This is a genomic window from Streptomyces sp. NPDC047002 (assembly GCF_040704505.1).
Classification (GTDB): Bacteria; Actinomycetota; Actinomycetes; order Streptomycetales; family Streptomycetaceae; genus Streptomyces.
Genome location: NZ_JBEYWC010000013.1, coordinates 33,640 through 58,701, shown reverse-complemented (window position 1 = coordinate 58,701; position 25,062 = coordinate 33,640). Strand labels below are relative to the sequence as shown.

21 protein-coding genes are annotated in these 25,062 nt (G+C 73.7%); 13 read left to right on the top strand and 8 right to left on the bottom strand.

The window, feature by feature from the left end:
- Positions 1 to 36 precede the first annotated feature (36 nt).
- Entirely contained in the window at positions 37 to 1,137 is a 1,101-nt protein-coding gene (locus AB0910_RS14885) for a Gfo/Idh/MocA family oxidoreductase (RefSeq protein ID WP_366744994.1), read from the bottom strand.
- A 234-nt stretch (positions 1,138 to 1,371) separates the two neighbouring features.
- On the opposite strand from AB0910_RS14885, the gene AB0910_RS14880 reads away from it, so the two are divergent.
- From AB0910_RS14880 to AB0910_RS14855, 6 genes are all read left to right on the top strand, one after another.
- Positions 1,372 to 2,586, top strand: coding sequence for an ROK family transcriptional regulator (locus AB0910_RS14880; RefSeq protein ID WP_366744993.1), 1,215 nt, complete (start codon positions 1,372 to 1,374; stop codon positions 2,584 to 2,586).
- Positions 2,587 to 2,761: 175 nt separating this feature from the next.
- A complete protein-coding gene (locus AB0910_RS14875) occupies positions 2,762 to 4,117 on the top strand; it encodes an extracellular solute-binding protein (RefSeq protein ID WP_366744992.1) in 1,356 nt (451 codons plus the stop codon).
- 3 nt (positions 4,118 to 4,120) lie between these two features.
- On the top strand, positions 4,121 to 5,131 hold the full coding sequence (locus AB0910_RS14870; protein ID WP_366744991.1) for a sugar ABC transporter permease: 1,011 nt from the start codon (positions 4,121 to 4,123) through the stop codon (positions 5,129 to 5,131).
- Positions 5,128 to 5,964, top strand: a complete 837-nt coding sequence (locus AB0910_RS14865) for a carbohydrate ABC transporter permease (RefSeq protein WP_366744990.1) — start codon at positions 5,128 to 5,130, stop codon at positions 5,962 to 5,964. Before AB0910_RS14870 ends, AB0910_RS14865 begins: the two co-directional genes overlap by 4 nt.
- Positions 5,965 to 6,021: 57 nt before the next feature.
- Positions 6,022 to 7,290, top strand: a complete 1,269-nt coding sequence (locus AB0910_RS14860) for a Gfo/Idh/MocA family oxidoreductase (protein ID WP_366744989.1) — start codon at positions 6,022 to 6,024, stop codon at positions 7,288 to 7,290.
- Entirely contained in the window at positions 7,287 to 8,327 is a 1,041-nt protein-coding gene (locus AB0910_RS14855; protein ID WP_366744988.1) for an SIS domain-containing protein, read from the top strand. The genes AB0910_RS14860 and AB0910_RS14855 overlap by 4 nt, the downstream gene beginning before the upstream one ends.
- Positions 8,328 to 8,477: 150 nt before the next feature.
- Here the strand turns inward: AB0910_RS14855 and AB0910_RS14850 are convergent, their stop codons facing one another.
- Positions 8,478 to 8,843 carry a hypothetical protein gene (locus AB0910_RS14850; protein ID WP_366744987.1) on the bottom strand — a complete coding sequence of 122 codons (366 nt, stop codon included), beginning with the start codon at positions 8,841 to 8,843 and terminating at the stop codon, positions 8,478 to 8,480.
- 184 nt (positions 8,844 to 9,027) lie between these two features.
- Here AB0910_RS14850 and AB0910_RS14845 point away from each other — a divergent pair, with 184 nt between their 5' ends.
- Together AB0910_RS14845 and AB0910_RS14840 are read left to right on the top strand one after the other, a co-directional pair.
- Entirely contained in the window at positions 9,028 to 9,561 is a 534-nt protein-coding gene (locus AB0910_RS14845; RefSeq protein WP_366745083.1) for a sigma-70 family RNA polymerase sigma factor, read from the top strand.
- Positions 9,558 to 9,965 carry a hypothetical protein gene (locus AB0910_RS14840; RefSeq protein ID WP_366744986.1) on the top strand — a complete coding sequence of 136 codons (408 nt, stop codon included), beginning with the start codon at positions 9,558 to 9,560 and terminating at the stop codon, positions 9,963 to 9,965. Before AB0910_RS14845 ends, AB0910_RS14840 begins: the two co-directional genes overlap by 4 nt.
- Positions 9,966 to 9,973: 8 nt before the next feature.
- Here AB0910_RS14840 and AB0910_RS14835 read toward each other — a convergent pair whose 3' ends face one another.
- Entirely contained in the window at positions 9,974 to 10,849 is an 876-nt protein-coding gene (locus tag AB0910_RS14835) for a glycosyltransferase family 2 protein (protein ID WP_366744985.1), read from the bottom strand.
- A 267-nt stretch (positions 10,850 to 11,116) separates the two neighbouring features.
- On the opposite strand from AB0910_RS14835, the gene AB0910_RS14830 reads away from it, so the two are divergent.
- On the top strand, positions 11,117 to 11,992 hold the full coding sequence (locus AB0910_RS14830) for a helix-turn-helix transcriptional regulator (RefSeq protein ID WP_366744984.1): 876 nt from the start codon (positions 11,117 to 11,119) through the stop codon (positions 11,990 to 11,992).
- A 34-nt stretch (positions 11,993 to 12,026) separates the two neighbouring features.
- Here AB0910_RS14830 and AB0910_RS14825 read toward each other — a convergent pair whose 3' ends face one another.
- The 4 genes from AB0910_RS14825 to AB0910_RS14810 form a co-directional block, all read right to left on the bottom strand.
- On the bottom strand, positions 12,027 to 13,421 hold the full coding sequence (locus AB0910_RS14825; protein ID WP_366744983.1) for an acyltransferase: 1,395 nt from the start codon (positions 13,419 to 13,421) through the stop codon (positions 12,027 to 12,029).
- A gap of 117 nt (positions 13,422 to 13,538) precedes the next feature.
- Positions 13,539 to 14,585, bottom strand: coding sequence for a zinc-binding dehydrogenase (locus AB0910_RS14820; RefSeq protein ID WP_366745082.1), 1,047 nt, complete (start codon positions 14,583 to 14,585; stop codon positions 13,539 to 13,541).
- A gap of 120 nt (positions 14,586 to 14,705) precedes the next feature.
- Positions 14,706 to 15,581, bottom strand: coding sequence for an arylamine N-acetyltransferase (locus AB0910_RS14815; protein WP_366744982.1), 876 nt, complete (start codon positions 15,579 to 15,581; stop codon positions 14,706 to 14,708).
- 201 nt (positions 15,582 to 15,782) lie between these two features.
- Positions 15,783 to 16,265, bottom strand: coding sequence for an SPW repeat protein (locus AB0910_RS14810; RefSeq protein ID WP_366744981.1), 483 nt, complete (start codon positions 16,263 to 16,265; stop codon positions 15,783 to 15,785).
- Between the two features lie 366 nt (positions 16,266 to 16,631).
- On the opposite strand from AB0910_RS14810, the gene AB0910_RS14805 reads away from it, so the two are divergent.
- Positions 16,632 to 18,020, top strand: coding sequence for a S53 family peptidase (locus AB0910_RS14805; protein WP_366744980.1), 1,389 nt, complete (start codon positions 16,632 to 16,634; stop codon positions 18,018 to 18,020).
- A gap of 65 nt (positions 18,021 to 18,085) precedes the next feature.
- Here AB0910_RS14805 and proP read toward each other — a convergent pair whose 3' ends face one another.
- A complete protein-coding gene (proP, locus tag AB0910_RS14800; protein WP_366744979.1) occupies positions 18,086 to 19,684 on the bottom strand; it encodes a glycine betaine/L-proline transporter ProP in 1,599 nt (532 codons plus the stop codon).
- 567 nt (positions 19,685 to 20,251) lie between these two features.
- Between proP and AB0910_RS14795 the strand changes: the two genes are divergently transcribed.
- From AB0910_RS14795 to AB0910_RS14785, 3 genes are all read left to right on the top strand, one after another.
- Entirely contained in the window at positions 20,252 to 21,643 is a 1,392-nt protein-coding gene (locus tag AB0910_RS14795; protein WP_366744978.1) for a nucleobase:cation symporter-2 family protein, read from the top strand.
- Between the two features lie 18 nt (positions 21,644 to 21,661).
- Entirely contained in the window at positions 21,662 to 21,838 is a 177-nt protein-coding gene (locus tag AB0910_RS14790; protein ID WP_366744977.1) for a hypothetical protein, read from the top strand.
- A 456-nt stretch (positions 21,839 to 22,294) separates the two neighbouring features.
- Positions 22,295 to 24,910: an excinuclease ABC subunit UvrA gene (locus AB0910_RS14785; protein WP_366744976.1), complete on the top strand. Its 2,616-nt coding sequence runs from the start codon at positions 22,295 to 22,297 to the stop codon at positions 24,908 to 24,910.
- The last annotated feature ends 152 nt before the right edge of the window (positions 24,911 to 25,062 follow it).

The following is a 25,062-nucleotide window of genomic DNA, read 5'->3' as shown; positions in this document are numbered from 1 at the left end:
GGCGGGGCCGCGGGCGGTGGGGGCGGGGCGCCGTCGTCAGAAGGTGGTGGTGAGGTCGACGAAGCGCTGCTCGCGGGCGGAGACCTCGACGCCGATCATGATCTCCAGCGCGTGTCGCGCGTGCTCTGCGGTGAGCACGGGGGCCGCGCCGTCGAGCACCACGTCGGCGAGGTGGCCCACGAGCAGCGCCCTGCCGTAGGTGGCCCTGCGGTCGTTGCGGGCGAGCGGGGCGGCCGGCTCGACCCAGCCGTCGACGCCTTCCGCGATGCCGGCCCGGTAGAACTCCAGGTCGGGCCCGTCGGGGCGGAGGATGTTGAGGACGCCGGCCCGGCCGAAGATCTCCACCTTGGGGCTCTTGGCCGCGTGGACGTTGAACGTGCCGTCGACGACGGCGTACGTGGACTCGCCGAAGTCGAGCATGAACAGGCAGTTGTCCGGCGCGGTCACCGGCATTTCGAGGCCGCGGAACGGCCCGCCGCGCACCGTGCGGGTCTCCTCGGTGATCCCGGCGAACGCGACGACGCGCCGCGCGGGGCCGAGGATGCCGGTGATCTCGTGGATGCCGTAGACACCCATGTCGAGCAGCGGTCCCGAGCCGGCGCGGTAGAACCAACTGGGGTCGGAGAGCCAGCCGTTGGGCCCGCCTCCGGGGCCCGCGTGCGAGCTGCGGACGCGGGCGAAGGCCACCTTGCCCACGGCGCCCTCGCGCACCAGCCCGGCGGCGGTCTCGTAGGGCTCGTAGAGCAGGTCGGGCGGCGCGCAGACGATCACTCGGCCGCGCTCGCGGGCCAGCGCGATCAACTCGTCGGCCTCGGCGAGGGTGGCGGCGAGCGGCTTCTCGCTCGCGAGGTGCTTGCCGCTCTCCAGGATGCGCCGTGAGGTCTCGGCGTGCACCGGGATCGGGGTGAGGTTGACGACCGCGTCGAGCTCGGTGCCTTCGAGCATCGCGTCGAGTGAGCCGTAGGCGGCGGGGATCGAGAACCGGTCGGCGACCGCGCGCGCCTGCTCCTCGGCGACGTCGGCGATCGCGGTGACCGCGACACGCCCCGCGTAGTGGTGGATGTTCGGCAGGACCCCGTACGGCGCGGTGGCGATGCCGCCGCTGCCGAGGATGCCGACCCGCAGGACGTCCGTCATCTCACCCTCCATTACTGGCAACTTTGTTTTCGGATACTAGGCAGGCGGGGCCCCGGTGCGCCAGGGGGAGCGGAATGTTGCCCTGATTGCCCGCTATGGGCTCCTGGTTGCGGGGGATTCGACGGGATGCCCCGGCCTTCGGTAACGAAAACATCTCGTTGTGGACGGCCCCTTTCTATAAAGAAAGTTTCTGGTACGTTCCTGGCAACCAACCCGCAGGGGGAGAGAGCGCTCATGGCCGTCAGAGGAACCCCGTCCTGGCTCGGGGACCAGAACGCCGCCACGGCGCTGCGCCTGCTGCTCGGCCACGGCCCCCTCAGCAGGAACGGCATCGGCGAGCGCAGCGGCCTCTCCAAGCCGACCGCGGCCCAGATGATCGCCCGCCTCGAAGAGAAGGGGCTCATCGAGGTCGTCGGCGAGGAGTCCATCGGCCGGGGCCCGAGCGCCGCGCTGTACGGCGTGCGCAACGACCTCGCGTACGGAGTCGCCGTCAACGTCGACCAGGACGGCGTGCGTTCCACGCTCGTCGACCTGAAAGGCACCGCCCACCCCGTCGCGAGCCGGGCCGCGTCCGGCATGCCGGCCGACCGCAGCGCGGCGCGCGACGTCGCGGGCGCGGTGCTCGGCGCCTGCGAGTCGGCGGGCGTGGACCTCGCCGCCATCCGGCACGTCTGCGTCGGCGTCCCGAGCAGCGTGGACCCGCGCTCGGACGAACTCAGCTCCGTGCAGGCGCTGCCCGGCTGGTCGCGCAAGAGCATCAGGCACCAGATCGAGGAGGCCCTCGGCTGCGAGGTGCAGGTCGACAACGACGTGAATCTCGCCGCCGTCGCGGAGCGCAGGGCGGCCGACTTCGCGCCCGGCGCCACCGTCGCCCTGCTCTGGGTCGGCTACGGCATCGGCCTCGCGGTCGACGTCGCAGGCACGGTCCTGCGCGGCGCGTCGGGCGGCGCGGGCGAGATCGGCAACCTGCCCGTGCCGCGCGGGGTGTTCGACCCCGACTCCGACGCGCCCGACCTCGAAGGGCTGCTCGGGGCCGCGGCACTCGACCGGATCGGCCGCGAGGCCGGCTGGTCCGACCACACCTTCGAGCAGGTGCTCGCAGGCGAGACCCTGCCGCAGCGCGTGCTGGAGGTGTACGCCCCGAGACTCGCGCAGAGCGTCATCCCCGTGCTCGGCGTGCTCGACCCCGACCTCGTGGTCTTCGGCGGCCCGGTGGGCCGGTCGGGCGGCACGCTGCTCGCCGAGCTGACCCGTACGGCCATCCGCAACCACACCCGCTGGGACCCGGCGGTCCGCACCACCCGCGTCGCGGGCGACGCCGTGCTCGACGGGGCGCGCGCCGTGCTCGGCGACCGGCTCCGCGAGGCGCTCGTCGCCCGTGCCGCGGGCACCGTCTCCGAGGACGACAGATCGCGGATCATCGCGGCCAGGCTCCGCGGCATCAGCTGATCCGGGGCGGCCGCCCCGCCCCTCGCCCCGACACCCCGTCAGCGCCGCTCACCCCGCGGCGCCGCCGGGCGGCCCGGCGCGCCCGCGGCCGTCCGCGCCCACTCCACCGACCCGCGCCCGTATCGAAGGAGCGCACTCGACGACACGTCGCGCACCCCAGCAGGAAGGCTCCGCGATGAAAACGGTGAACACACCACGCCCGGCACGGCGGCGCAGCCGCGCGGGCACCGCCCTCGCCGCCTGTGCCACCGCCGCGGCCCTCGCCCTCGCCGGCTGCTCGGCCGGCGGCGACGACCACGTGGCGGCCACCGCGCCCACCCACCTCTCCGGCACCGTCCAGCTCTGGCACCACTACTCGGGCCGCGAGGCCGAGGTGATCCAGTCCGTCGTGGACGACTTCGAGAAGAAGTACCCGGACGTCCACGTCGACGTCCACAGCGGCCAGCAGGACACCAAGATCACTCAGGTGGTCTCGTCGGGCGGCGACGTCGACGCGATGATCACCAACGTCAACTCCACGCTCGGCACGGCCTGCAAGACCATGGCCGACCTCGCGCCCTACATGCGGCGCGACGGCGTGCGCACCACCGACTTCCAGGGCATCTTCGCCGAGGCAACCGCCTTCGGCGGGCGCCGCTGCTCCCTGCCCACCACCTCGGACGTGTACGGGCTCTACTACAACACCGACCTGCTCAGGAAGGCCGGGTACACCGAGCCCCCGCGCACCCTGTCCCAACTGGAGGACATGGCGCTCAGACTCACCACCTACAACAAGGACGGCTCCCTCAGGACGCTCGGGTTCGACCCGCTGGTGGGCTTCCAGCAGAACACCTCGGCCACCCTCGGCGGCACGGCCGACGTGACCTGGATGAAGCACGGCGACTCCGCAGTCGCCTCCTCCCGGCAGTGGCACCGGCTCATCGCCTGGCAGCGGGCGTTCGTGCAGAAGATCGGCTACGACAGGCTCAAGACGTTCACCGCAGGGCTCGGCGACGAGTGGTCGGCCGAAAACCCCTTCCAGACGGGCCGCATCGCCATGGCGCTCGACGGCGAGTGGCGGGTCGCCTTCATCGAGGACCAGGCGCCCCACCTGCACTACGGCACCGCGCCCTTCCCCGTGCTCGACGGCAGCGGCCAGCGCTACGGCGGCGGCTTCGTCTCCGCGGCCGACATCGGCATCGACAACCGCTCCGAGCACAAGGAGGCGGCCTGGGCGCTGGTGAAGTACCTCGCCACCGACACCGGCGCGGCCGTGAAGCTCGCCAACGGCGTGAAGAACATCCCCGCGCTCAAGAGCGCCGCAGCCTCCCCCGGCCTCCAGGCGCCCGCCCCGTATCAGACGTTCATCGACGCATCCCGCAGTCCGGCGAGCGCCACCAGCCCGGTCACCGAGATCGGCGCCACGCTCACCGCGACCATGGACGACTTCTGGACCGGCTACCAGGAGGGCTCGGGCCCCGGCCTCACCAGCGGCCTGAAGAAGGTCGACACCGACATCGACAACGCACTCGGCTTGCGACGGGCGAAGTGACCCATGAGTGATGTGAAGACCCTCGGCACCGGCGCCCCCGCGCGCCGCCCCGCCGACCGTGCCTCCCGAACCCCCCGCGCCGCTGCGCGGGGGCGCGCACTGCGCGGCAGGATCCCCGTCTGGTCGATGATGGCGCTCGCCACCGTCGGGCTCGTGGTGTTCTTCGCCTACCCGCTCTGCGCCAACCTCTACTTCTCGTTCACCAACTACGACCTCGCGAGCTCGCCGAAGTGGATCGGGCTGCGCAACTACACCTACCTCTTCACGCAGGACCCGCGGGTGGGCAGGGCGGCCCTCAACACCCTCTGGTTCGTGGTGATCCTGGTGCCCGTGCGGATGGCCTGCTCGCTGGGTATCGCCGTCCTGCTCACCCGCCGCAAGCGGGCCGCGGGACTGTGGCGCACCCTGTTCTACGTCCCGGCCCTGGTGCCGCCCGTGGCGTCTGTCGTCGGCTTCGTGTTCCTCTTCAACCCCGGGACGGGACCGGTCAACACCCTGCTGAGGACCTTCGGCGTCAAGGGCCCGCTCTGGTTCAACGACCCCTCGCTCTCCAAGCCCTCACTCCTGCTGCTCGGCGTGTGGATGATGGGCGACATCATGGTGATCTTCCTCGCCGCGCTGCTCGACGTGCCGAAGGACCAGTACGAGGCGGCCGATCTGGACGGCGCGGGCGGCGGCAAGAAGTTCTGGTACATCACCCTGCCCAACATCTCGCCCGTGGTGCTGTTCTCCGCCGTCACCGGGGTGATCGCCGCGCTCCAGTACTTCACCGAGGCGGCCGTCGCCTCCAGCGTCGCCAACGGCAAGACCGGCATCGACGCGGGTCCCGACCAACTGCTCGGCTACCCCGACGACTCGCTGCTCACCTACACCCAGTGGATGTACGTCCAGGGCTTCAGCAGCTTCCAGCTCGGCTACGCGGCCGCCATGGCCGTCGTGCTGTTCGCCGTCGCGGCGGCCGTCATGGCGGTCCTGCTGCGCAGGGCCGGACTCTTCCGGCAGAAGGGGGCGTGAGAGCCGTGCCCGTCAGGAGAATACTCGCCTACGTCGCCGAGCATGCGCTGCTCATCGCGCTCGCCCTCGTCTTCCTCGTGCCCGTCGTCTTCGTCGCGCTCACCTCCTTCATGGGCGGGCACCAGACCCTGACCGGCGCACTGTGGCCGCACCCGTGGCAGTGGTCGAACTACGCCAAGGCGTTCCACACCGCGCCGCTGCTGCGCTGGTTCGGCAACTCCCTGCTGTACGCGGGCGCCTCGACCGTCTTCATGCTGATCTCGTCGGTGCCCATGGCGTACGTGCTCGCCAAGGTCCGTATCCGCTTCGCCGGAGCGATCTTCTTCGTCGTGATCATCGCGATGCTGCTGCCGCCGCAGGTCACGCAGGTGCCGATCTACGTGATGTGGGCGCAGCTGCGGGTCGTCGGCACGATCTGGCCGCTGATCCTGCCGCACCTGTTCGGCAATGCCTTCTCCATCTTCCTGCTGCGGCAGTTCTTCGTCTCCATACCGACCGAGTACATCGACGCGGCGCGGATGGACGGCAACGGCGAGTGGGGCATCCTCACCCGCGTCATGGTGCCGATGGCGAAGCCCGGCATCGCGGCGGCCTCGATCTTCATGTTCTTCCAGTGCTGGAACGACTACTACGGGCCGCTGCTGTACACCTCGGAGAACCCCGACCGCTGGCCCATCGCGTACGGCCTCGCCTCCTTCCACGGCTCCCACACCACCGACTGGGGCGTGATCATGGCCGTGACCACCCTCGCGACCCTCCCGGTGGTCCTCGTCTTCTTCTTCGCCCAGCGCACCTTCGTCGAGGGCATCACGCTCACCGGCGTGAAGGGATGAGCGCGGGCGCCGTGCCCCCTTCCGCCACCGCAAGGAACAACGCATGAAGGACAGTTCATGAACGGAAAGCCCCTCGGGATCGGCATCGTCGGTTCCGGCTTCATCGCCCACTTCCACGTCAGGTCCTGGCAGGCGATCCGCGGCTCCGACATCGTCGCCACCCAGTCGCGCAGCCTGGATCGGGCTCGCGAACTCGCTTCGTACGCAGAGGAATTGAAGGTCGGCGAGGAGGTCACACCGTACGACGACATCGCCGCGCTCGTGCGTGACGAGCGGGTCGAGGCGGTGTGGGTGCTCACCCCCAACCACACCCGCGTCGAGGTCGTGCGGGCCATCTGCGAGGAGGTTTCCGCCGGCCGCGCGACGCTGCGCGGCATCGCCGTGGAGAAGCCCCTCGGCCGCAACCTCGCCGAGGCGCGTGAGGTCGCGGAGCTGGTGCGCGCCGCCGGCATCCCGCACGCCTACCTGGAGAACCAGGTCTACTCGCCGCGCCTGACCCGCACCCGCGACCTGATGTGGGCGCGCGGCGCGCAGCGCTCGGGCACCCCCTACCTCGCCCGCTGCACCGAGGAGCACTCCGGGCCGCACTCCGCGTGGTTCTGGGACAGCGAGGCACAGGGCGGCGGCGTGCTCAACGACCTGATGTGCCACTCGGTGGAGGCCGGCCGCTTCCTGCTCACCCCGCCCGGCAAGGACCCGGCGCAGTGGCTGCGCCCGGTGTCCGTGACGGCGACCGTCGCCTCGCTGCGGTGGAGCCGCGACCGGTACGCGGCGCAGCTCGCCGCGGCCTACCCGGGCGTGCAGGACTACCGCGACACCCCGTCCGAGGACTACGCCAGCGCGACGTTCACCTTCGTCAACGGCGACGGCGAGCCTGTCGTCGTGGAGGCCATGACGTCCTGGGGATACGTCGGCGCGGGCATGCGGCTCTCCTTCGAACTGCTCGGCCCCGAGTACTCCATGAACGCCAACTCCCTGACGGGCGACGCCAACGTGTTCTTCTCCCGGGCGCTGGAACAGGCCGCGGGCGAGGACATGCTGGAGAAGCAGAACGCCGAGCAGGGCCTGATGCCGGTGATCGCCGACGAGCCGGCCGCGTACGGCTACACCGCGGAGAACACGCAGATCACCCGCGCCTTCGCGGAAGGCGGGCAGCCCCTGGAATCGCTGGAGAGCGGCGTCGCCGTGACCGAACTGCTGATGGCCGCGTACTACGCGGCCGAGACGGAGACCGTGGTGCGCTTCCCCGTCGACCTCGGCGACTACGTCCCCGCGATCGCGCGACGCGCCTGGCGCCCGCGCGCAGGGCAGGAGGCCCGCGCATGACCGCAGAGGACACGGGACCGGTGTACGGGAGGACGTACGACGAGGGGCGGGCGGCCGAGGCCGCGGCGCTGCGCGCGGCCGTGGCCGACCTGCCCGCGCGGCTCGCGGACGGGCTCTGGCGGCCCGGCTGGCGGCGCGTGCTGTTCGCCGGGATCGGCGCGAGCTGCGCGGCGCTCGCCTCGCCCGTGTACGCGCTGCGCGCCTCGGGGGTGGACGCGGCCCGCACGGACTGCTCGGACTACCCGGCGGCCGCGGGAAGGCCCGACGTGGTCGTGGCGCTCTCGCAGAGCGGCCGGAGCCGGGAGACGGCCGATCTGGTGACGCGGTTCCGCGAGGCCGGCGTGGACACGCTCGCGGTGACCAACGCCGAGGAGAGCCCGCTCGGGGAGGCCGCCGACGCGGCGCTCACCCTCGGTGGACAGCCGGACAGCCGGGTCTCCACCGTCGGCTTCACGGTCACCTACGCGGCGCTCGGCATGCTCGCCGACGTCGTGGCCACCGGCGCGGTGGACGACCGCTGGCGCCGGCTGCCCGACCTGATGGAGGAGTGCGCCGCGGGCAACGCGGCGGCGCTTGCCGGCTTCGCGGCGGGCCCGCTCGCCCGCGGCTCGGCCGACGTGGTGGCTTCGGCGCCGCAGCTGACCACCGCGGAGGCGGTCGCGCTGCTGCTGCGCGAGGGCCCGCTCGTGCCGTCCGCCGCCTACGGCACCCGCGGCTATCTGCACGGCCCGATGGACTGCGCGAGCGAGCACACCAGCCATGTGGTGGTGGGCGGCGAGCGGGAGATCGGCCTCGCCAGGCAGCTCACGCAGAAGCCCACCGGCGTCCTCGCGGTGACCGAGGGCGATGCGCCCGTCCCGCCGGGCGTGGCGGCGGTGACGGTCCCCTCGGGCCTCACGTCCGTGCAGCGCGCCCTGGTGGAGGTGCGGGTGCTCCAGGACCTGGTCGCCGAGACCGCGGCGGTGCGCGGCAACCCGGTGGACGAGGTGGCGTTCACCCGCGAGGACACCAAGATCGCGGCGCTGGCCGAGCTGTAGCGCCGGGCGGGCGGGCCCGTCGGCCTCGCCCGGATTTTCCTCGGGGCCACCTGCAACCCCCGCGGTCCCCGCACGTCTGTCGTGGTGGAGGCGCCTTCCACCGACCGCATTCCGGTACGACCGACCGATCTGAGGAAACCGCATGTCAGCTCAGCAGCCCACCGCAGACCACCGCACACCGCGGGCCAGACTGCGCCGCGTCGCGGGTGTCTGCGCCGCGGCCGCGGCCGTCGCGCTCGGCGGCACGGCGCTCGCCTTCGCCGCGGGCCCTTCGACCCCGGCGCCCCACGCGGCCCCGCTCGCCCCGGCCCCCGCGCACAGCGCGCCCGCGGCCGCCTCGGCGCCGCGGCCCGTGCCCTCGGTCCCGGGCTCGGCCCGGCCGAGGCCCGTGCCGTCGGCGCCCGGCGACGCCACCCCGCGGCCCGTGCCCTCCACCCCGGGGAACGCCGAGCCGAGCCCGGTGCCCTCGGTGCCGGGGCAGGCCGTCCCGAGGCCGGTGCCCTCGGTCCCGGGCACGGCGACCCCGCGGCCCGTGCCCTCGGCCCCGGGGAAGGCCCAGCCGCGGCCGGTGCCGTCCGTGCCGGGGAAGGCCCGGCCAAGGCCGGTGCCTTCCGTGGCCGCCGGGCGCTGAGTGTCGGCGTCCGCCGCGTACCGGCAGGTCCCCGCACGCCCCCTCTTCCGGGGCGTGCGGGGCCTGCTGCTGCGCAGCCTCTCAGGACGGCGCGAGCCCGCGCCCGCGCCCCTCGCGGACACCGGCATCGACGCCCTGTACCACCACCGCAGGCTGCACCTCGTGCGGCTTGCGCTGCTGCTCGTGGACGACCTGCCGACGGCGGAGGACGTGGTGCAGGACGCGTTCGCCGCGCTCTACCGGCGCCACGGCGACCGGCTCGCCGGGCTCGACGACCCGGAGGCGTACGTCAGGCGCAGCGTCGTCAACGGCGCCAGGTCCGTGCTGCGCCGCCGCCGCACCGTACGGGCCTACGTGCCGGAGCGCGCGGGACTCGCGCCGCCGCCCGACGAGGACGTCCTGCTGCGCGAGGAGCACCGCGAAGTCCTCGGCGCGCTGCGGCTGCTGACCCGGCGTCAGCGCGAGGTGCTCGTGCTGCGCTACTGGTCGAATCTGACCGAGGCGCAGATCGCCGGCACCCTCGGCCTGTCGCGCGGCGCCGTGAAGTCCACCGCGAGCCGCGCCCTCGACGCGCTGGCCCGCCGACTGGAGGCACCGCGATGACCGGCACGCGAAGCACCGCCACGGAGGACAGGCTGCGCGCGGCGCTCGCCGCGAAGGCCGCCACCGTGGACCGCTGCGACCTGCGCCGCGCCGTGCCGCCGCCGGCCGGGCAGCGCACCGCCCGCAGGGCCCGTACGGCCGCGCTGTGCGCACTCGCCGCCGTCGTGGCGGGCGTGGCACTCGCCCTGCCGGGCGCCCTCGCCCACCACCAGGACAGGGAGCCGGCGACGCGCCCGCGGCACACCAGCACGCCCGCCCCCGAGCCCTCGGGGCCGCGCGGCCGCTCGCCGCTGCCCGTCCAGCCGGTGCCCGGCACCCCGGGCGGCCCGGTAAGCGGCGCGGCCGGGAGCAGTGCACCGGGGAGCGGGACACCGGAGAGCGGTGGCGCCCCCTCGCCCCGGTGAGCGCAGGCTCAGATCACCGGCGGGCGGCCGAGCGCCGTCATCCTGCGCACCGTGCTCCACCGCATCGGGCGGCGCGTGCCGCACGCCGTGCGCACGCCCTCGCCGAACCCGGCGAACCAGGCGCGCAGCCCCTTCACCGAGCGGGTGCGCGCGACGGTCAGCAGGATCCACGTGCCCAGGTAGAGGGGGACGAGCAGCGCGGGCAGGTTGCGCCTGGCCAGCCAGACGCGGTTGCGCGCGGTCATCCGGTAGTACACCTCGTGCCGTGCGGGCGAGGTGCGCGGGTGCTGGAGCACCAGCTCGGGCTCGTAGCGGATCTTCCACCCCGCGTCGAGGGCGCGCCAGGCGAGGTCGGTCTCCTCGTGGGTGAAGAAGAACGCGTCGGGCCAGCCGCCGATCTCCTCCAGCATCGCCATCGACAGCGAGTGCCCGCCGCCGAGGAACGTGGTGACCTCGCCGCCGCGCATCGGGTCGTCGGCGCGCAGCCGCGGCACGTGCCGCCGCGCGGTGAAGCCCGTCTCGTCCGCGATGCGGAAGCTCACGACGCCCAGCCTCGGGTGCGCCTCGTAGAGGTCGGCGACCCGGGAGACCACGTCGGCGTCGATCAGCAGGCCGTCGTCGTCGAGGTCCACGAGGACGTCCACGTCGCCCGCCTTGCGCAGCTCCTCGATGGCCACGTTGCGCCCGCCTGCGACGCCCAGGTTCTCCGGGAGCTCCACGCCGACGACGCCCTCGGGCAGCTCGGGCAGCGGCGCGCCGTTGCTGACGACGACGGTCCGCCGTGCGGGCTCGCTCTGCTTGGCCACGGAGTCAAGCAGGGCCCGCAGCTCCACGGGCCTGGTCCCCATGGTCAGGACGGCCACCCCCACACGTGGTCGCGTCACGCCGCATCACTCCGCTCTGTTCCGACTACGGGCCCGGTCCTTCGAGCTTATCGGGCCGCCTCCACCGCGAGGTCACTGGAAGGTACCGTCCGCGACGCCGGAGGTTCACCTTTCCCGCCGCGTACCGCTTGCCTTCCGTCACACCGCGACCGGCACGGGAAGGCCGCGTGCCGACAAGCGGAACAATGCGCACCGGGCAGCTCTCCCCCTGGACCCGCTGTGTCAGACTGCCCAGGTGGTGGCCGAGGGCGGAGTTGGGGTGGGGACATGAGCGAACCGCGTTCTGCGCCGACGATCGGCCAACTGGTCATCAGCAGACAGCTGCGGGCCCTGCGGGAGGGCGCCGAGTTCACCCGCGAGGAGGCCGCGAAGCTGCTGCATGTGACGGTCGCCACGATCCGCCGCATGGAGTCCGCCGAGGTCGCGCTGAAGATCCCGTACCTCCAGGTGCTGCTGCCCGCCTACGGTGTGCCGCCCGAGGACGTCGCCGCGTACGTCGAGCTGACCGAGGAGGCCAACAAGCCCGGCTGGTGGCAGCGGTTCCACGACGTCCTGCCCGGCTGGTTCGGCGGCTACGTGAGCCTTGAGGAGTCCGCCAAGACGATCCGCGAGTACGAGCCGCACTTCGTGCCCGGCGTCCTCCAGACCGAGGCGTACACCCGGGAGATCCTCACCACCACCGCGGTCGGCCAGCCCGACCCCGGCAGGGTCGAGCGGCAGGTCGCGCTGCGCATGCGCAGGCAGTCCCTGCTGACCAGACAGGAGAACCCGCCGAACTTCTGGGCCGTCATCGACGAGACGGTGCTGCGCAGGCCCGTCGGCGGCGCCGCGCTCATGGCCGAGCAGGTCGAGCGGCTGCTGGAGATCACCCAGCTGCCCAACGTCACGCTCCAGGTGGCTGCGCTCGCCTCCGGCCACCACCCCGGCACGTACAGCCCCTTCGTGCTGTTCCGCTTCGACGTCCCCGAGATCCCCGACATGGTCTACATCGAGTACCTGACCGGGGCGCTCTACCTGGACGAGGAGAACGAGGTCGCCGAGCACATGGAGGCCATGGACCGCATGGTCGCCATCGCCGAGTCCGCGACCCGCACCCGCCGGCTGCTCTCCGACTTCCTCAAGGACCTGCGCCGGATGGTGTGACGCGGTCGCCCGGGTCCCGCGGGCCACGCCCGGCCTACGCGGCCGTGGCCGTGGCGGGGCGGTGCTCCCGGCCCACCGCCGCCTCCGCGCGCCCCGCCCCCGGGCCGCTGCTGCGGCCGGCGCCCGGCCCGCGCCGCCGCCAGCGCCGGTTCAGCGGCCGCTCGAGAAGGTAGTACGAGGCGGTCGCCGCGGCCATCGACGCGGCGAGCGTCGCCACCAGGTGCCCGCGCTGCACGCCCAGGTCGGCGAGGAGCCGGCCCAGCGGGTAGTGCCACAGGTACAGCCCGTAGCTCAGATTCCTGCCCACCCAGGCGACCGGGGTGAGCGAGAGCAGCCGGGACAGCGCGGAGCGCGACCGCAGTTCGAGCGCGGCGACCACCGTCGCCGACAGCAGCGCCGTCGCGAGGAAGCCGACCGTGTACCAGCTCTCGGTCCACGGGCTGTCCTCCGTCACCGGGACCTGCCAGACGATCAGCCCGAGCACGCCGAGCGCGGGCCACGCGAGCCGCCCCGACCAGCGCCGCAGCGCAGCGAGCCGCGGGTCGTCCGCGCGCAGCCGCGCCACCGCGATCGCCAGCAGCGCCCCGGCGAGCAGCTGGTCGGCGCGGGTGTCGGTGCCGTTGTAGATGCGGTGCGCCTGGGTGGGGTCCCACAGCAGCCAGCGCCAGACCACCGGCAGGAAGCACAGCACACCGGCCCAGATCAGCACCGTGCGCGGCCGCACCCGGCGCAGCAGGACCCGCAGCAGCGGCGGCCACAGCAGGTAGAACTGCTCCTCGACGCCGAGGGACCAGTTCTGCGCGAGCAGCGCCGTGCCGTCCGAGTACGGCCCCGGCTGGGCCGCCCGCACGATGTTCACCAGGAACGTCACCGAGAGCAGCACCGACGTCCAGGCCCCGTCGAAGCCCGGCAGGCTGGTGGCGCCCGCGAGCACCGCCGCCACGGCGCACACCGTCAGCAGCGCGGGCACGAGGCGCAGCCACCGCCGCCAGTAGAAGCCGCCCATCGCGATGTCCCCGGTGCGCGCGTACTCGGCGACCAGCAGCCGGGTGATGACGAACCCGCTGATGGTGAAGAAGATGTCCACGCCGATCGAGCCGCCGGGCAGCAGCCCGGGCTCCAGGTGGTAGACCATCACGATGCCGACGGCGAGCGTGCGCAGACCGTCCACGCCCTGCACCCGGCCGGTGCGCCGGACCGCGGAGGGAAAGCCCCGCGTGCCGCCGGGCGCGGACGCCGCCAGCTTCGGGTGGACGGGCATGCCGTGGTGCGAGCCGCCGGCGTCCGAGCCGTCGGGCGCGTGCGCCGCGGGCGCGCTCCAGCGCGCGGGGAGCGTCTCGGGAGCGCGCCCCGGTCGTCTGCCGCCGGTGGCCGCTGCCTCGGTCGTACCGGCCGCCGCTCTCGTCTCGGTTCCAGGGGAGAGGTCCACGAGGTGCCCGTGCCCGGAATGCTCGGTCCCACACGGCGGGCGCGAGCCATTAACTCAAAACTCAGATTGGGTAATCCGGTTGCCGTAGGGCTCGCCGTGCGGGCCCTACGCAAGGCCTCACGCCTGCGGTGTGACGACGGTCATCCCCGGCGACGGCGCCCCGGTGCGCCGCCCCATCGCGGCCAGTGCGGCGGGCGCGGCTTCGAGGCCGATCACGGAGGTGACCAGCAGATCGGGGCGGAGCGCACCCGCCGCGACCTGCCGCATCAGCTCGGGATAGGCGTACGCGGCCATGCCGTGCGAGCCCAGCACGTCGATCTCGTGGGCCACGACGCGGTCCATCGGCAGCGGGGTGCCGTCGCCCGGCAGCAGCCCCACCTGCACATGCCGGCCGCGGCGGCGCAGACACCGCACGGAGGCCGCGGCCGTCGCGGCCGAGCCGAGCGCGTCGATCGAGACCTGGGCGCCGCCGCCCGTCGCGTCGCGCACCGCCGCCGCGGTGTCCGCGACCGCGCCCGCGTCGACGGTCGCCGCAGCGCCGAAGGACCGGGCCAACTCCAGGGCGCGGGGCGCCACATCGACCGCCACGACCCGCGCGCCCGCCGCCGCGGCGATCATCACGGCGGACAGTCCCACCCCGCCGCAGCCGTGCACGGCGAGCCACTCGCCCGGCCGCACCCGCGCGCGCTCCACGACCGCGCGGAACGCGGTCGCGAAGCGGCAGCCGAGCGACGCGGCCGTCAGGAACGACATGGCGTCCGGCACGGCGACGAGGTTGGTGTCCGCGTGGTGCAGCGGCACCAGCTCGGCGAACGACCCCCAGTGTGTGAAGCCGGGCTGCTCCTGCCGCTCGCACACCTGCTGCTCGCCGGCCGCGCACGCGGCGCAGCGGCCGCAGGCGCAGACGAACGGCACCGTGACCCGGTCGCCCGGGCGCCAGTTGGCGACCTGCGCGCCCACCGCCTCGATCCGGCCCGCCAGTTCGTGGCCCGGCACGTGCGGCAGCGCGATGCCGTCGTCGTGGCCCATCCAGCCGTGCCAGTCGCTGCGGCACAGGCCGCTCGCCTCGACCCGTACGACGACCCCGTCGGGCGCAGGCGCCGGGTCGGGCACCTCCCGCACCGCGGGGGCCGCCCCGAACTCCTCGAAGACCACGGCGCGCATCGCCGTCACGCCCCTTTCCGCCGGTCCTGCCCCCGTGCCGACCGCGCCGCGGGGCCGGGATGGCCGCCCACCCTAGTACGGGCCCGGCGGCCCGACCGCCGGATCCCCTGCCCGCGGGCGTCAGCCGGCCGCCATCCGCACGTCGGCGAGGGTGAGCCCGGCGGGCGGCACGATGCCGAACTCCTCGTCGAGCACGCGGCGCAGCGCGCCGTCGGTCCGCACGTCCGCCGTCCTGACGACCGCGCCCGCGCGGGTCTCCGTGAGCCGCCCGTCGGCGAGCGCGCGGTGGACGCCGCCCGGCAGGGCGCGCTGCACGAACAGCCGCCGGGAGAACGGGGAGCGCGGGTTGGTCGCGATGTTCCAGTTGATGCCGTCGAAGTCCACCCGCTCGAACGGCTCGCAGGTGAACGCGTACTGCCGCGCCCAGCCGCCGTCACCGTGCGCCTCGAGGACCCACAGTGGCGCGGGACCCTCGTGCGGGACCCGCACCAGCCGGTGGCGGCGGTGCTCGGCCGCCTGCTCGGCGTCCGCGACGAGCGGCAGCGGCTCGATCAGCGCGCCGGGCGCGCCGAAGCCGACGTCCGCGAGGTACGGCACGCTGCCTTCCGCCTCCGGGGTGCGGACGAGCAGCGCCATGTGCGTACGGGGCCTCGACGCGATGGTGTCGGCGCCGACCAGGACCCGCGCGGTCAGCAGTGTCACACCGAAGCCGAGCGCGGTGAGCGCGTCGGCGAAGAGGATGTTGTGCTCGTAGCAGTAGCCGCCGCGCCCGCCGTGCACCAGCTTCGCCTCCAGGTCTGCGGCGGCCAGGGAGGGCACGGTGCCGCGCACGGGGTCGATGTTCTCGAACGGCAGCGCGTAGCTGTGCGCCCGCTGGACGGCCGCGAGGCCGGCGGCGTCCGCCGCGAGTCCTCCGGCGCCCGGCAGCCCGACCCTGCGGAGGTAGCCGTCGAGCAGGTCGGAGGCGGGCGCGGGGGAGGGGCGGTCGGCGTTCATCCCCTCACCGTAGGCGGCGCTGTGCGCCGCGTACTCCGTCCGAAGGCCCGGTCCGCCTGGTCCCCCGGTCCTGGTCCCCGGCTCCCCCGTACGCGGTTCTGCGGTACGCGGTCCCGCCGGACGCGGCCCGGGCGTGCGCGATGCCGGCGGCACGCGTCCGTGCCGCCGGCTGTCGGGGAACCACCGCACGCGAGGGCGCCGTCAGCGCCGTCGCGCCCCGCCGGCGCCCATGGCCGCTGTCACCAGCGCGAGGCACACCATCACACCGCCGACGACGCAGTTGCTCCAGATCGTGCGGGTCGTGTCGAAGCCCCCTCGCACCACCCATGGCGCGATGATCGTGAACACGCCGACGCCGAGTGCGGCCCAGCTCATGCCGTGCGTGCGCTCGTAGGCGGAGTTGACGAACCCCATGGTGAACAGGACGAAGGCGATCCCGAGGATCAGATTGGTGATCGTCAGGGCCGTGAAGCCGCTGAACCCGGTGATCCAGGCGGACGCTGCCAGATAGAGGCCCGCCAGCAGGGCCAGGCCCTCCACCATCTGCGCCATCGGCGTGGACGTCCTGCGCTCCGAGTGGGCGCGCAGGGCCACGATGTCCGGGTGCTCGTCGATGCTCTGCGTATGCGACGTATTCGACGTATGCGTGTTCGGTGACGTGCCGGGTGACGTGTGTGCCGCCATCTCGGCCACCTCCTTCGATGTGGCGTGTGACCGCAATCGAGTCACCTGCCCGCACCGCCTCAATCAGGGCAGAGGGGAATTTTCAGGCGATTAATGCATTTGTGACCCGGCCTCTTCGCGCGGGGTGCCCCGAGGTGCCCCGGGGCACCCCGAGGCGCTCCGGGGCCCCGGGCGCCCGGCGCACCCGGCGCGCCGTTCCGCCGGCCGGAGTAATCGGGCGCCGCCCCGCGCCGGGCTCCTTGTATCGCGCAGCGACCTGACGATCTGATCGTCACACCGCACATGTGCGCGTGTGCACGCCGTGCACGGAGCACCGCACGCCGCGCGCCACACACCGCACCGACCCGCTCGACGCGAGGAGCGCCCATGCACAGAGTCCTCAGGGTCCTCAGGGCCAGGCCGAGGACGAGAGCCGCGGCCCTGGCGGCGGCCCTCGCCGCCCTCGTCGCCTGCGCCCTCGCCCCGGGCGCGGCGGCCCGCGGCCCCCTGGCCCGCGCCGCCGCGCTCCCGCCGCCCGTGCCCGCCGTCGCCGGACACCAGGTCGTGCGCGGCGCGAGCGGCCCGCTCACCACCGCGCAGTGCGAGGACCGCTACGGCATCGCCTGCTACACGCCGACCCAGTACCGGCGGGCGTACGACCTGGCCCCCCTCTACCGCAGGGGCGTCACGGGCAAGGGCCGCACCATCGTCGTCGTGGACTCCTTCGGCTCCCCGACCGTCCAGCACGACCTCGACGTCTACAGCAGGCAGTTCGGCATCAGGAGCACCCATGTCGACGTGGTCGAGTGGGGCAAGGTGCCCGCGTTCGACCCCGCCGACGAGACCATGGCGGGCTGGGCGGGCGAGACCAGCCTCGACGTGCAGATGGCGCATGCGATCGCGCCCGACGCGCACCTCGTCCTCGTCGAGACCGGCGTCGCCGAGACCGAGGGCACCACAGGACTGCCCGAGATGATGGACGCCGAGCGCGACCTCGTGGACCGCGGCGTCGGCGACGTCGTCACCCAGAGCTTCGGCGCCACCGAGGACACCTTCCCCGGCTTCGCCAAGGGCGACTTCTCCAGCATCGAGAACCTGCGGTACGCCTTCCGCGACGCCGAGCGCCACGGCGTGACCCTGCTCGCCTCCTCGGGCGACGGCGGCGCCACCGACTCCACGGCGGACGGCGTCGGGCACTACGACCACCAGGTCAACTCCTGGCCCTCGGCCGACCCGCTGGTCACCTCGGTCGGCGGCACCCAGCTGCACCTGGACGGGCAGGGCCGCCGCACCGCGCCCGACAGCGTCTACAACGACAACGGCGCGAGCGGCGGCGGCAGGTCCCATGTCTTCCCGCGCCCCGCGTACCAGGACACCGTGTGGCGCACCGTCGGCGCGCGGCGCGGCACGCCCGACGTCTCCATGTCGGCGGCGGTGGACGGCGGCGCCTGGACGTACACCAGCTACGACCCGAAGGAGGCCGGCTGGAGCGTCTCGGGCGGCACCAGCGAGGCGAGCCCCCTGTTCTCCGGCATCGTCGCGCTCGCCGACCAGCAGGCGGGGCACCGGCTCGGCGACATCCACCAGGCGCTGTACACCCTGTCGGCCGAGGCGCCGTGGAACCCGCTCACGGGCATCGTCGACGTACGGGACGGCACCGACAACTCGTACCAGGGCGTGACCGGTTACCGGGCCGTGCGCGGCTACGACATGGCGACGGGCGTCGGCACGGTCGACGCGGCCAGGTTCGTGCCCGCGCTCGCCGCCGCCGGCTGACGGCGCGCCCCGGGCGGCGGGGCGCGGGCCCCGCCGCCCGCGTACGCGGGAGCCTCCCCGGCCCCTCACTCCTCGTCGGAGCCGCCGCCTTCGCTGTTCATGTGCTGATGTCCGGGGTGGCGCACCCGCATCCACACGTCGCGCGCCTGGCGGCTCGCCTCCGTACGGCTGCGCGCCACCAGGCTGCGCGCCTGCTCCTCGGTCTCCACCATCGGGCCGGAGCCGCGCAGCGGCTTGCCCGCCGTCTCGTGCAGGAAGAACGTCGAGATCAGGCCGATGAGCCCGGCGATCATGAGGTAGTAGGCGGGAACCATCTTGTCGCCCGTGCTCTCCACGATCGCCGAGGCGATCAGCGGCGTCGTGCCGCCGAAGAGGGACACCGAGACGTTGAAGGCGATCGACAGCGCGCCATAGCGGATGCGGGTCGGGAACAGCGCGGGCAGTGTCGAGGCCGACGTACCGGCGAAGCAGACCAGCAGCAGACCGAGGATCAGGCAGCCGAACGCGGGCATCAGGATGCCCCCCTGCCGGATCAGCAGGATCGCCGGGATGGCCAGTACCACCATCGCGATGCTGCCCGCCATGAACATCGGGCGCCGCCCCCACCGGTCGGAGGAGCGGCCGACCGTCGTGATGGTCAGCGCCACCACGACCATCGTCCCGAGGATCAGCAGCTGCGCGGTGACGTCGCCCTGGTGCAGGGTCTCCGTCATGAATGTCGGCAGGTACGACGTGACCATGTAGTTGGTGACGTTGTAGAGCAGCACGAGGCCCATGCAGATCAGCACGGCCTCCCAGTGCCGGGTGAAGATCTCCTTGAGCCGGCCCTTGCCCGACTGCCGGGCGCCGCTCGCCAGCTCGTCGTCGGCGCGCGCCGCCTCCGCCGCGCCGTACCCGCTCTCCTGCGCCTCGGCGGCGTCCGCCTCCTGCTCCCGCAGGAACGCCGGCGTCTCTTCGAGGCGCAGCCGCATGTAGAGGCCGACGAGGCCGAGCGGCCCCGCGACGAAGAACGGCACGCGCCAGCCCCAGTCGACCATCCCCTGGCTGCCGAGGACGGCCGTCAGCAGCGTGACGATGCCCGAGCCGAAGGCGTAGCCGACGAAGGTGCCGAAGTCGAGCCAGCTGCCGAGGAAGCCGCGCCGCTTGTCGGGGGCGTACTCGGCGATGTACGTGGTGGCGCCCGCGTACTCGCCGCCGGTGGAGAAGCCCTGCACCAGACGGCAGATCAGCAGCAGGATCGGCGCGGCGAAGCCGATGGCGGAGAAGCCGGGCAGGAAGCCCACGGCGAAGGTGCTGATCGCCATCATGATCATGGTGATGGCGAGCACCCGCTTGCGGCCGATGCGGTCGCCGAGCGGCCCGAAGACCAGCCCGCCGAGCGGCCGTACGAAGAAGGCGGCGGCGAACGTCGCGAAGGTCGAGACGACCTGGGCGCCCGGCGAGCTCGACGGGAAGAACACCTTTCCGAGCGTGCTCGCCAGATAGGCGTACACGCCGAAGTCGAACCACTCCATCATGTTGCCGAGCGCCGCGGCCGAGACCGCCCTGTGGACCTCTGCCTTGTCCGTGACGGTGACGTCCGCCTCGGTGAGCGCCTGTTTCCGCCGCCGCAGGAGCGAGCGGAGGAGCCGGTCGTTGAGCGAACGGTCGGGGCTCTGCGCCATGCGGCCCTGTCGCGCGGGAGTCGATCGACGGGGGCGGCCGATATTCATTGCGTCCTGTCCGTAGGCGTCGGATTTCGCCCATTATCACCACCCGGGTCCCCGCCGGAGCGAAGCCGGCGACCGGCCCCGCGTGGCGCCGATGAGCCATGCGCGCATACCCCGTGCGGCAGCGTCCGATGCGGGTGTCCTCCACCACGCCCCGGGTGTTGCCGCCACCACCCGGGATCCGGGCCCCAGACCCGGCGACGCGGCGCCCCGCGCCCGGCAGCATTTCCCCTGCGGGCGGCGGGCAGGACCGGCGCCCGCGGCCGCCCCGCGCACGCCGCGGGCGGGGCGCCCGCGGGGTGAACGCGCCCCGGACGGCGGCCCGGCGGGCTCGACGCCCCGGGCGCCGCAACTGCCCCGACCGCCAGGGGAAACCGCCAGGAAACAACGTCAACGGAAAGTTGAAGCGCACCCCTTGCGCCGCGCCCGCGACCTCGCGTACACCTACGCGTCCTCGCCGGCGCGGCGCGCCCGTACGCCGTGCACCCTCTGCCCTCTCCCCGCCATCTCCCGGAGGCCGACGTGCCACCCAAGCCCACGGCGACAGCCGAGCCACCCGCGCCCGTCGCGGCCCAGGACACGGTCGACACCAGGCCGCCGCTGCCCCGGCTCGGCCTGCTCGGGCTCCAGCACGTCCTGGTGATGTACACCGGATGCGTCACCGTGCCCCTGGTGTTCGGCGCTGCGGCGAAGCTCGACACCTCCACCGTGGGCCTGCTGATCAACGCGGACCTGCTGGTGTCCGGGCTGATCACCCTGGTCCAGTCGCTCGGCGTGGCCCGGGTGCTCGGGGTGCGGCTGCCGGTGGTGGCGGGCGCGACGTTCACCGCGGTGACCCCGATGATCCTCATCGCCGGCCAGTACGGACTGACCGCGGTGTACGGCTCGATGATCGCCGCGGGCGTCTTCGGACTGCTGGCGGCCGTGCCGTTCGCCCGCGCCGTACGGTTCTTCCCGCCGCTGGTCAGCGGCATCGTCATCACCGTCATCGGCCTCTCGCTCATCGGCGTGGCCGCGGGCCTGATCGCGGGCGACGACCCGGCGGCCGGGGACTACGCGGCGCCCTCCCATCTGGCGCTCGCGGCCGGGATCGTGGCGCTGATCGTCCTGTTCGGCCGGTTCACCCGCGGGTTCCTGTCGCAGATCGGGGTGCTGGCCGGCCTGGTCGCGGGCACCGGGGCCGCGGCCCTGATGGGCCTCACCGACTTCTCGTCCGTGGGCGGCGCGCGCTGGCTCGGCGTCAGCGCGCCCTTCCACTTCGGGACGCCGACGTTCCCGGTCGCGGCCGTCACGTCGATGTGCGTGGTGATGCTCGTGACGTTCACCGAGTCCACCGCCGACATGCTCGCCGTGGGGGAGATGACGGGCCGCCGCCCCACGCCCTCGGCGCTGGCGCGCGGCCTCGCGGCCGACGGCGTCTCCAGCGTGCTCGGCGGCGTGTTCAACGCCTTCCCCGACACCGTCTTCGCCCAGAACGTCGGCCTCGTCGAGATGAGCAGGGTCCGCAGCCGGTACGTGGCCGCCTGCGCGGGCGCCCTGCTCCTGCTGCTCGGGCTGGTACCCAAGCTCGGCGAGGTCGTCGCCTCGCTGCCGGGACCCGTGGTCGGCGCGGCGGGCCTGGTGATGTTCGCGACGGTGACCGCGGTCGGCATCAGGACCCTGCGCGCCGTCGAGTTCGAGGGCACGAACAACCTGCTCGTCGTCGCGGTGTCGATCGGTGTGGGCATGCTGCCGGTGGTCGCACCCACCATCTACCACGCGTTCCCCGCCTGGGTGCAGGTCATCGGCGGCAGCGCGATCACCAGCGCCACACTGACCGCGTTCGCCCTGAACCTCGTCTTCCACCACACGCGCAGGCGTGTCCCGGCACAGCCGGGGCAGAAGAAGACCCCCGGCCCCACGGCCCGTTCCTGAACCCCAGGGGAGTGTGCGATGGAGAAGAAGATCCTGGCCAGGTTCGCCGCAGGCGCACCGCGCGGCGCCTGGCCCGCCGAGGAGTACGCCGCCCGCACCCGGGGCGAGGGCACTCCCGCGACGGTCGTCATGGACCTCGAAGACGACGCCTTCCTGGTCGTCACCCCCACCGACCAGGACCCCCTCCAGAACTGACCGCCCGGGGCCCCGCCCGGTCAGGAGGACTGCTCGCCGAGAGCTGACCGGCGACGCGTGCTCCAGGGACGCCGCCCCACCACGTCCCCGCGTCACGGCAGGTGGGCGGGGGTGGGGTGGGTGAGAATGGCGGTGCCGGTGGCGGGCGCCGCGTGCCGGCTCCGTGCGGTCCGCGAGGGGCCGGTGCGGGTGGCCGCGGCGCGGAGGCGGCATGAGGAGCGGGCGGCGATGAGCGGGGAAGGCTCGACCGGGGCCTCCGGGCCCGGGGCTGCTGGAACCGGGGCCGGTGGGAGCGGTGTTGGTGCGCGCGGCGGGGCCGGCGCGTCCGAGCCTGGTACGTCTCGTGGTGCCGGCGCCCCCCGGGCCGGCGCGCCCGGCGGTGGCGGTGTGCCCGGAGCCAGTGCCCCCGGGGCCGGTGCGTCCCGTGGGGCCGGCGCGCTCCGGGGCGATGCGTATGTGCGTGTGCGCGGTGCGCGCGAGCACAATCTGCGGGGCGTCGACACGGAGATTCCGCGCGACGCGCTGACCGTGTTCACCGGTGTGTCGGGCTCGGGCAAGTCCTCCCTCGCGTTCGGGACGCTCTACGCCGAGGCCCAGCGCCGCTACTTCGAGTCGGTCGCGCCGTACGCCAGGCGGCTGATCCAGCAGGTCGGCGCGCCCAAGGTCACCGAGATCACCGGGCTGCCGCCCGCCGTCGCGCTCCAGCAGCGCCGCGGCACGCCCGGCTCGCGGTCGTCCGTCGGCACCGTCACCACGCTCTCGAACCTCCTGCGGATGCTGTTCTCGCGCGCCGGCTCGTACCCGGAGGGCACCGCGGAACGGCTGGACTCCGACGCCTTCTCGCCGAACACCGTGACCGGCGCCTGCCCGGAGTGCCACGGCCTCGGCCGGGTCCACCGGGTCACCGAGTCCTCGCTGGTGCCCGACCCCTCGCTGAGCATCCGCGACCACGCGGTCGCCGCCTGGCCCGGCGCCTGGCAGGGCAAGAACCTCCGCGACGTCGTCCAGGCACTCGGCTACGACATCGACCGGCCCTGGCGCGAACTCCCGCAGGCCGACCGCGACTTCATCCTCTTCAGCGACGAGCGGCCGGTGGTCACCGTCGACCCCGTGCGCGAGGCGGGCCGTATCCAACGGCCGTACCAGGGCACGTTCATGAGCGCCGAGCGCTATGTGATGCGCGCGTTCTCGGAGTCGAAGAGCCCGGCGACCAGGCGGCGCGTCGCCCGGTATCTGGAGAGCGCCGAGTGCCCGGTGTGCGGGGGCAGGCGGCTGCGGCCCGAGGCCCTCGCCGTCACCTTCGCCGGGTACGACATCGCGGCGCTGACCGCCATGCCGCTGAACGCGCTCGCCGATGTGCTGCGCGCCACCGCGCGCCTCACCGACCCGGACGCCACCGTGCCGGCGTCGGACTCGGGCGAGACGACCGAGGCGGCGGTGGCGATCGCCCGCGACCTCGGCGCCCGCATCGACGTGCTCACCGGCCTCGGCCTCGGCTACCTCAGCATGGACCGCACCGCGCCCACGCTCTCCCCTGGCGAGCTCCAGCGGCTGCGGCTCGCGACCCAGCTGCGCTCCGGCCTGTTCGGCGTGGTGTACGTGCTCGACGAGCCCTCGGCGGGCCTCCACCCCGCCGACACCGAGCCCCTGCTCGGCGTTCTGGAGAAGCTGCGCGCCGAGGGCAACACGCTGTTCGTCGTCGAGCACGACATGGACGTGGTGCGCAGGGCCGACTGGGTGGTCGACGTGGGCCCGGGCGCGGGCCGTTACGGCGGGCGGGTCCTCTACAGCGGCCCGGTCCCCGGTCTCGCCGCTGTGGCGGAGTCGGCGACCCGCCCGTACCTGTTCCCGGGGCAGTTTCCGAGTTCGTCCCCGAGTTCGTCTCCGAGTTCGGAGGGCGCGGGCGGCCCGGCCGTACCGCGCGGGCCGGGCGCCGCCGCGCGGCCCCCGCGCGCCCCCGGCGCCTGGCTGCGGCTGCGCGGGGTGACCCGGCACAATCTGCGGGACCTCGACGTGGACGTGCCGCTCGGCGTGCTCACCGCGGTCACCGGGGTGTCGGGCTCCGGCAAGTCGACCCTGGTGGGCCAGGTGCTCGCCGAGGCCGTCGCGGCCCACCTCGGCACCGGCCAGGAGGCCCCGCCCGCGGACGCTGAACACGAGCCGGGCGAAGGCGAGTCGGGCCCGGTGGCCGAGGCCGTACCGGCCGCAGAGGCCGCCGAGGACACCGGCACCGGCTCCGGGGCGCGGGCGGTGGAGGGTCTCGACGCGGTGCACCGCCTCGTCCGCGTCGACCAGAGGCCCATCGGCCGTACGCCGCGCTCCAACCTCGCCACGTACACCGGCCTTTTCGACACCGTACGGTCCCTCTTCGCGGCCACGGACGAGGCGCGCAGGCGGGGTTACGCGCCCGGCAGGTTCTCCTTCAACGTCGCGTCAGGGCGGTGCGAGACCTGCCAGGGCGAGGGGTTCGTCGCCGTCGAACTCCTCTTCCTGCCCGGTACGTACGCGCCCTGCCCGACCTGCCACGGCGCCCGGTACAACCCCGAGACGCTGGAGGTCGCCTACCGGGACCGCAGCATCGCGGACGTGCTGGCGCTCTCCGTGGACCAGGCAGCCGCGTTCTTCGCCGACGTGCCCGCCGCCGCGCGCGCCCTGCGCACCCTCCAGGACGTGGGCCTCGGCTACCTCCACCTCGGCCGGCCCGCCACCGAGTTGTCCGGTGGCGAGGCCCAACGCATCAAGCTGGCATCCGAGTTGCAGCGGGCCCGGCGCGGCCACACGCTCTACCTCCTGGACGAGCCCACCACGGGCCTGCACCCCGCGGACACCGACCTGCTGATGCGGCAGCTGCACGGACTCGTCGACGCGGGCAACACGGTGGTCCTCGTCGAGCACGACATGGCCGTGGTCGCCTCCGCCGACTGGGTCCTCGACCTCGGCCCCGGCGCAGGCGACGAGGGCGGCCGCGTGGTGGCCGCGGGCCCGCCCGCGCGGGTCGCCCGCACGCCGGGCAGCAGGACCGCCCCGTACCTCGCGCGCCGCCTGCCCGAAGCGCCCCGCGGTGACGCCTGAACCGGCCCCCGCCGCTGCCCGGAGCGCACCGGCTCGCCACGATCACAGAGACACCAGCAGAGCGCCGTAAAGAGCCATAAAGCGCCGAAAAGGTCGACTTTCCCCCTGCGGGGTAGCGGTGCCATTGTCCGTACACCGACAATGCATCGACC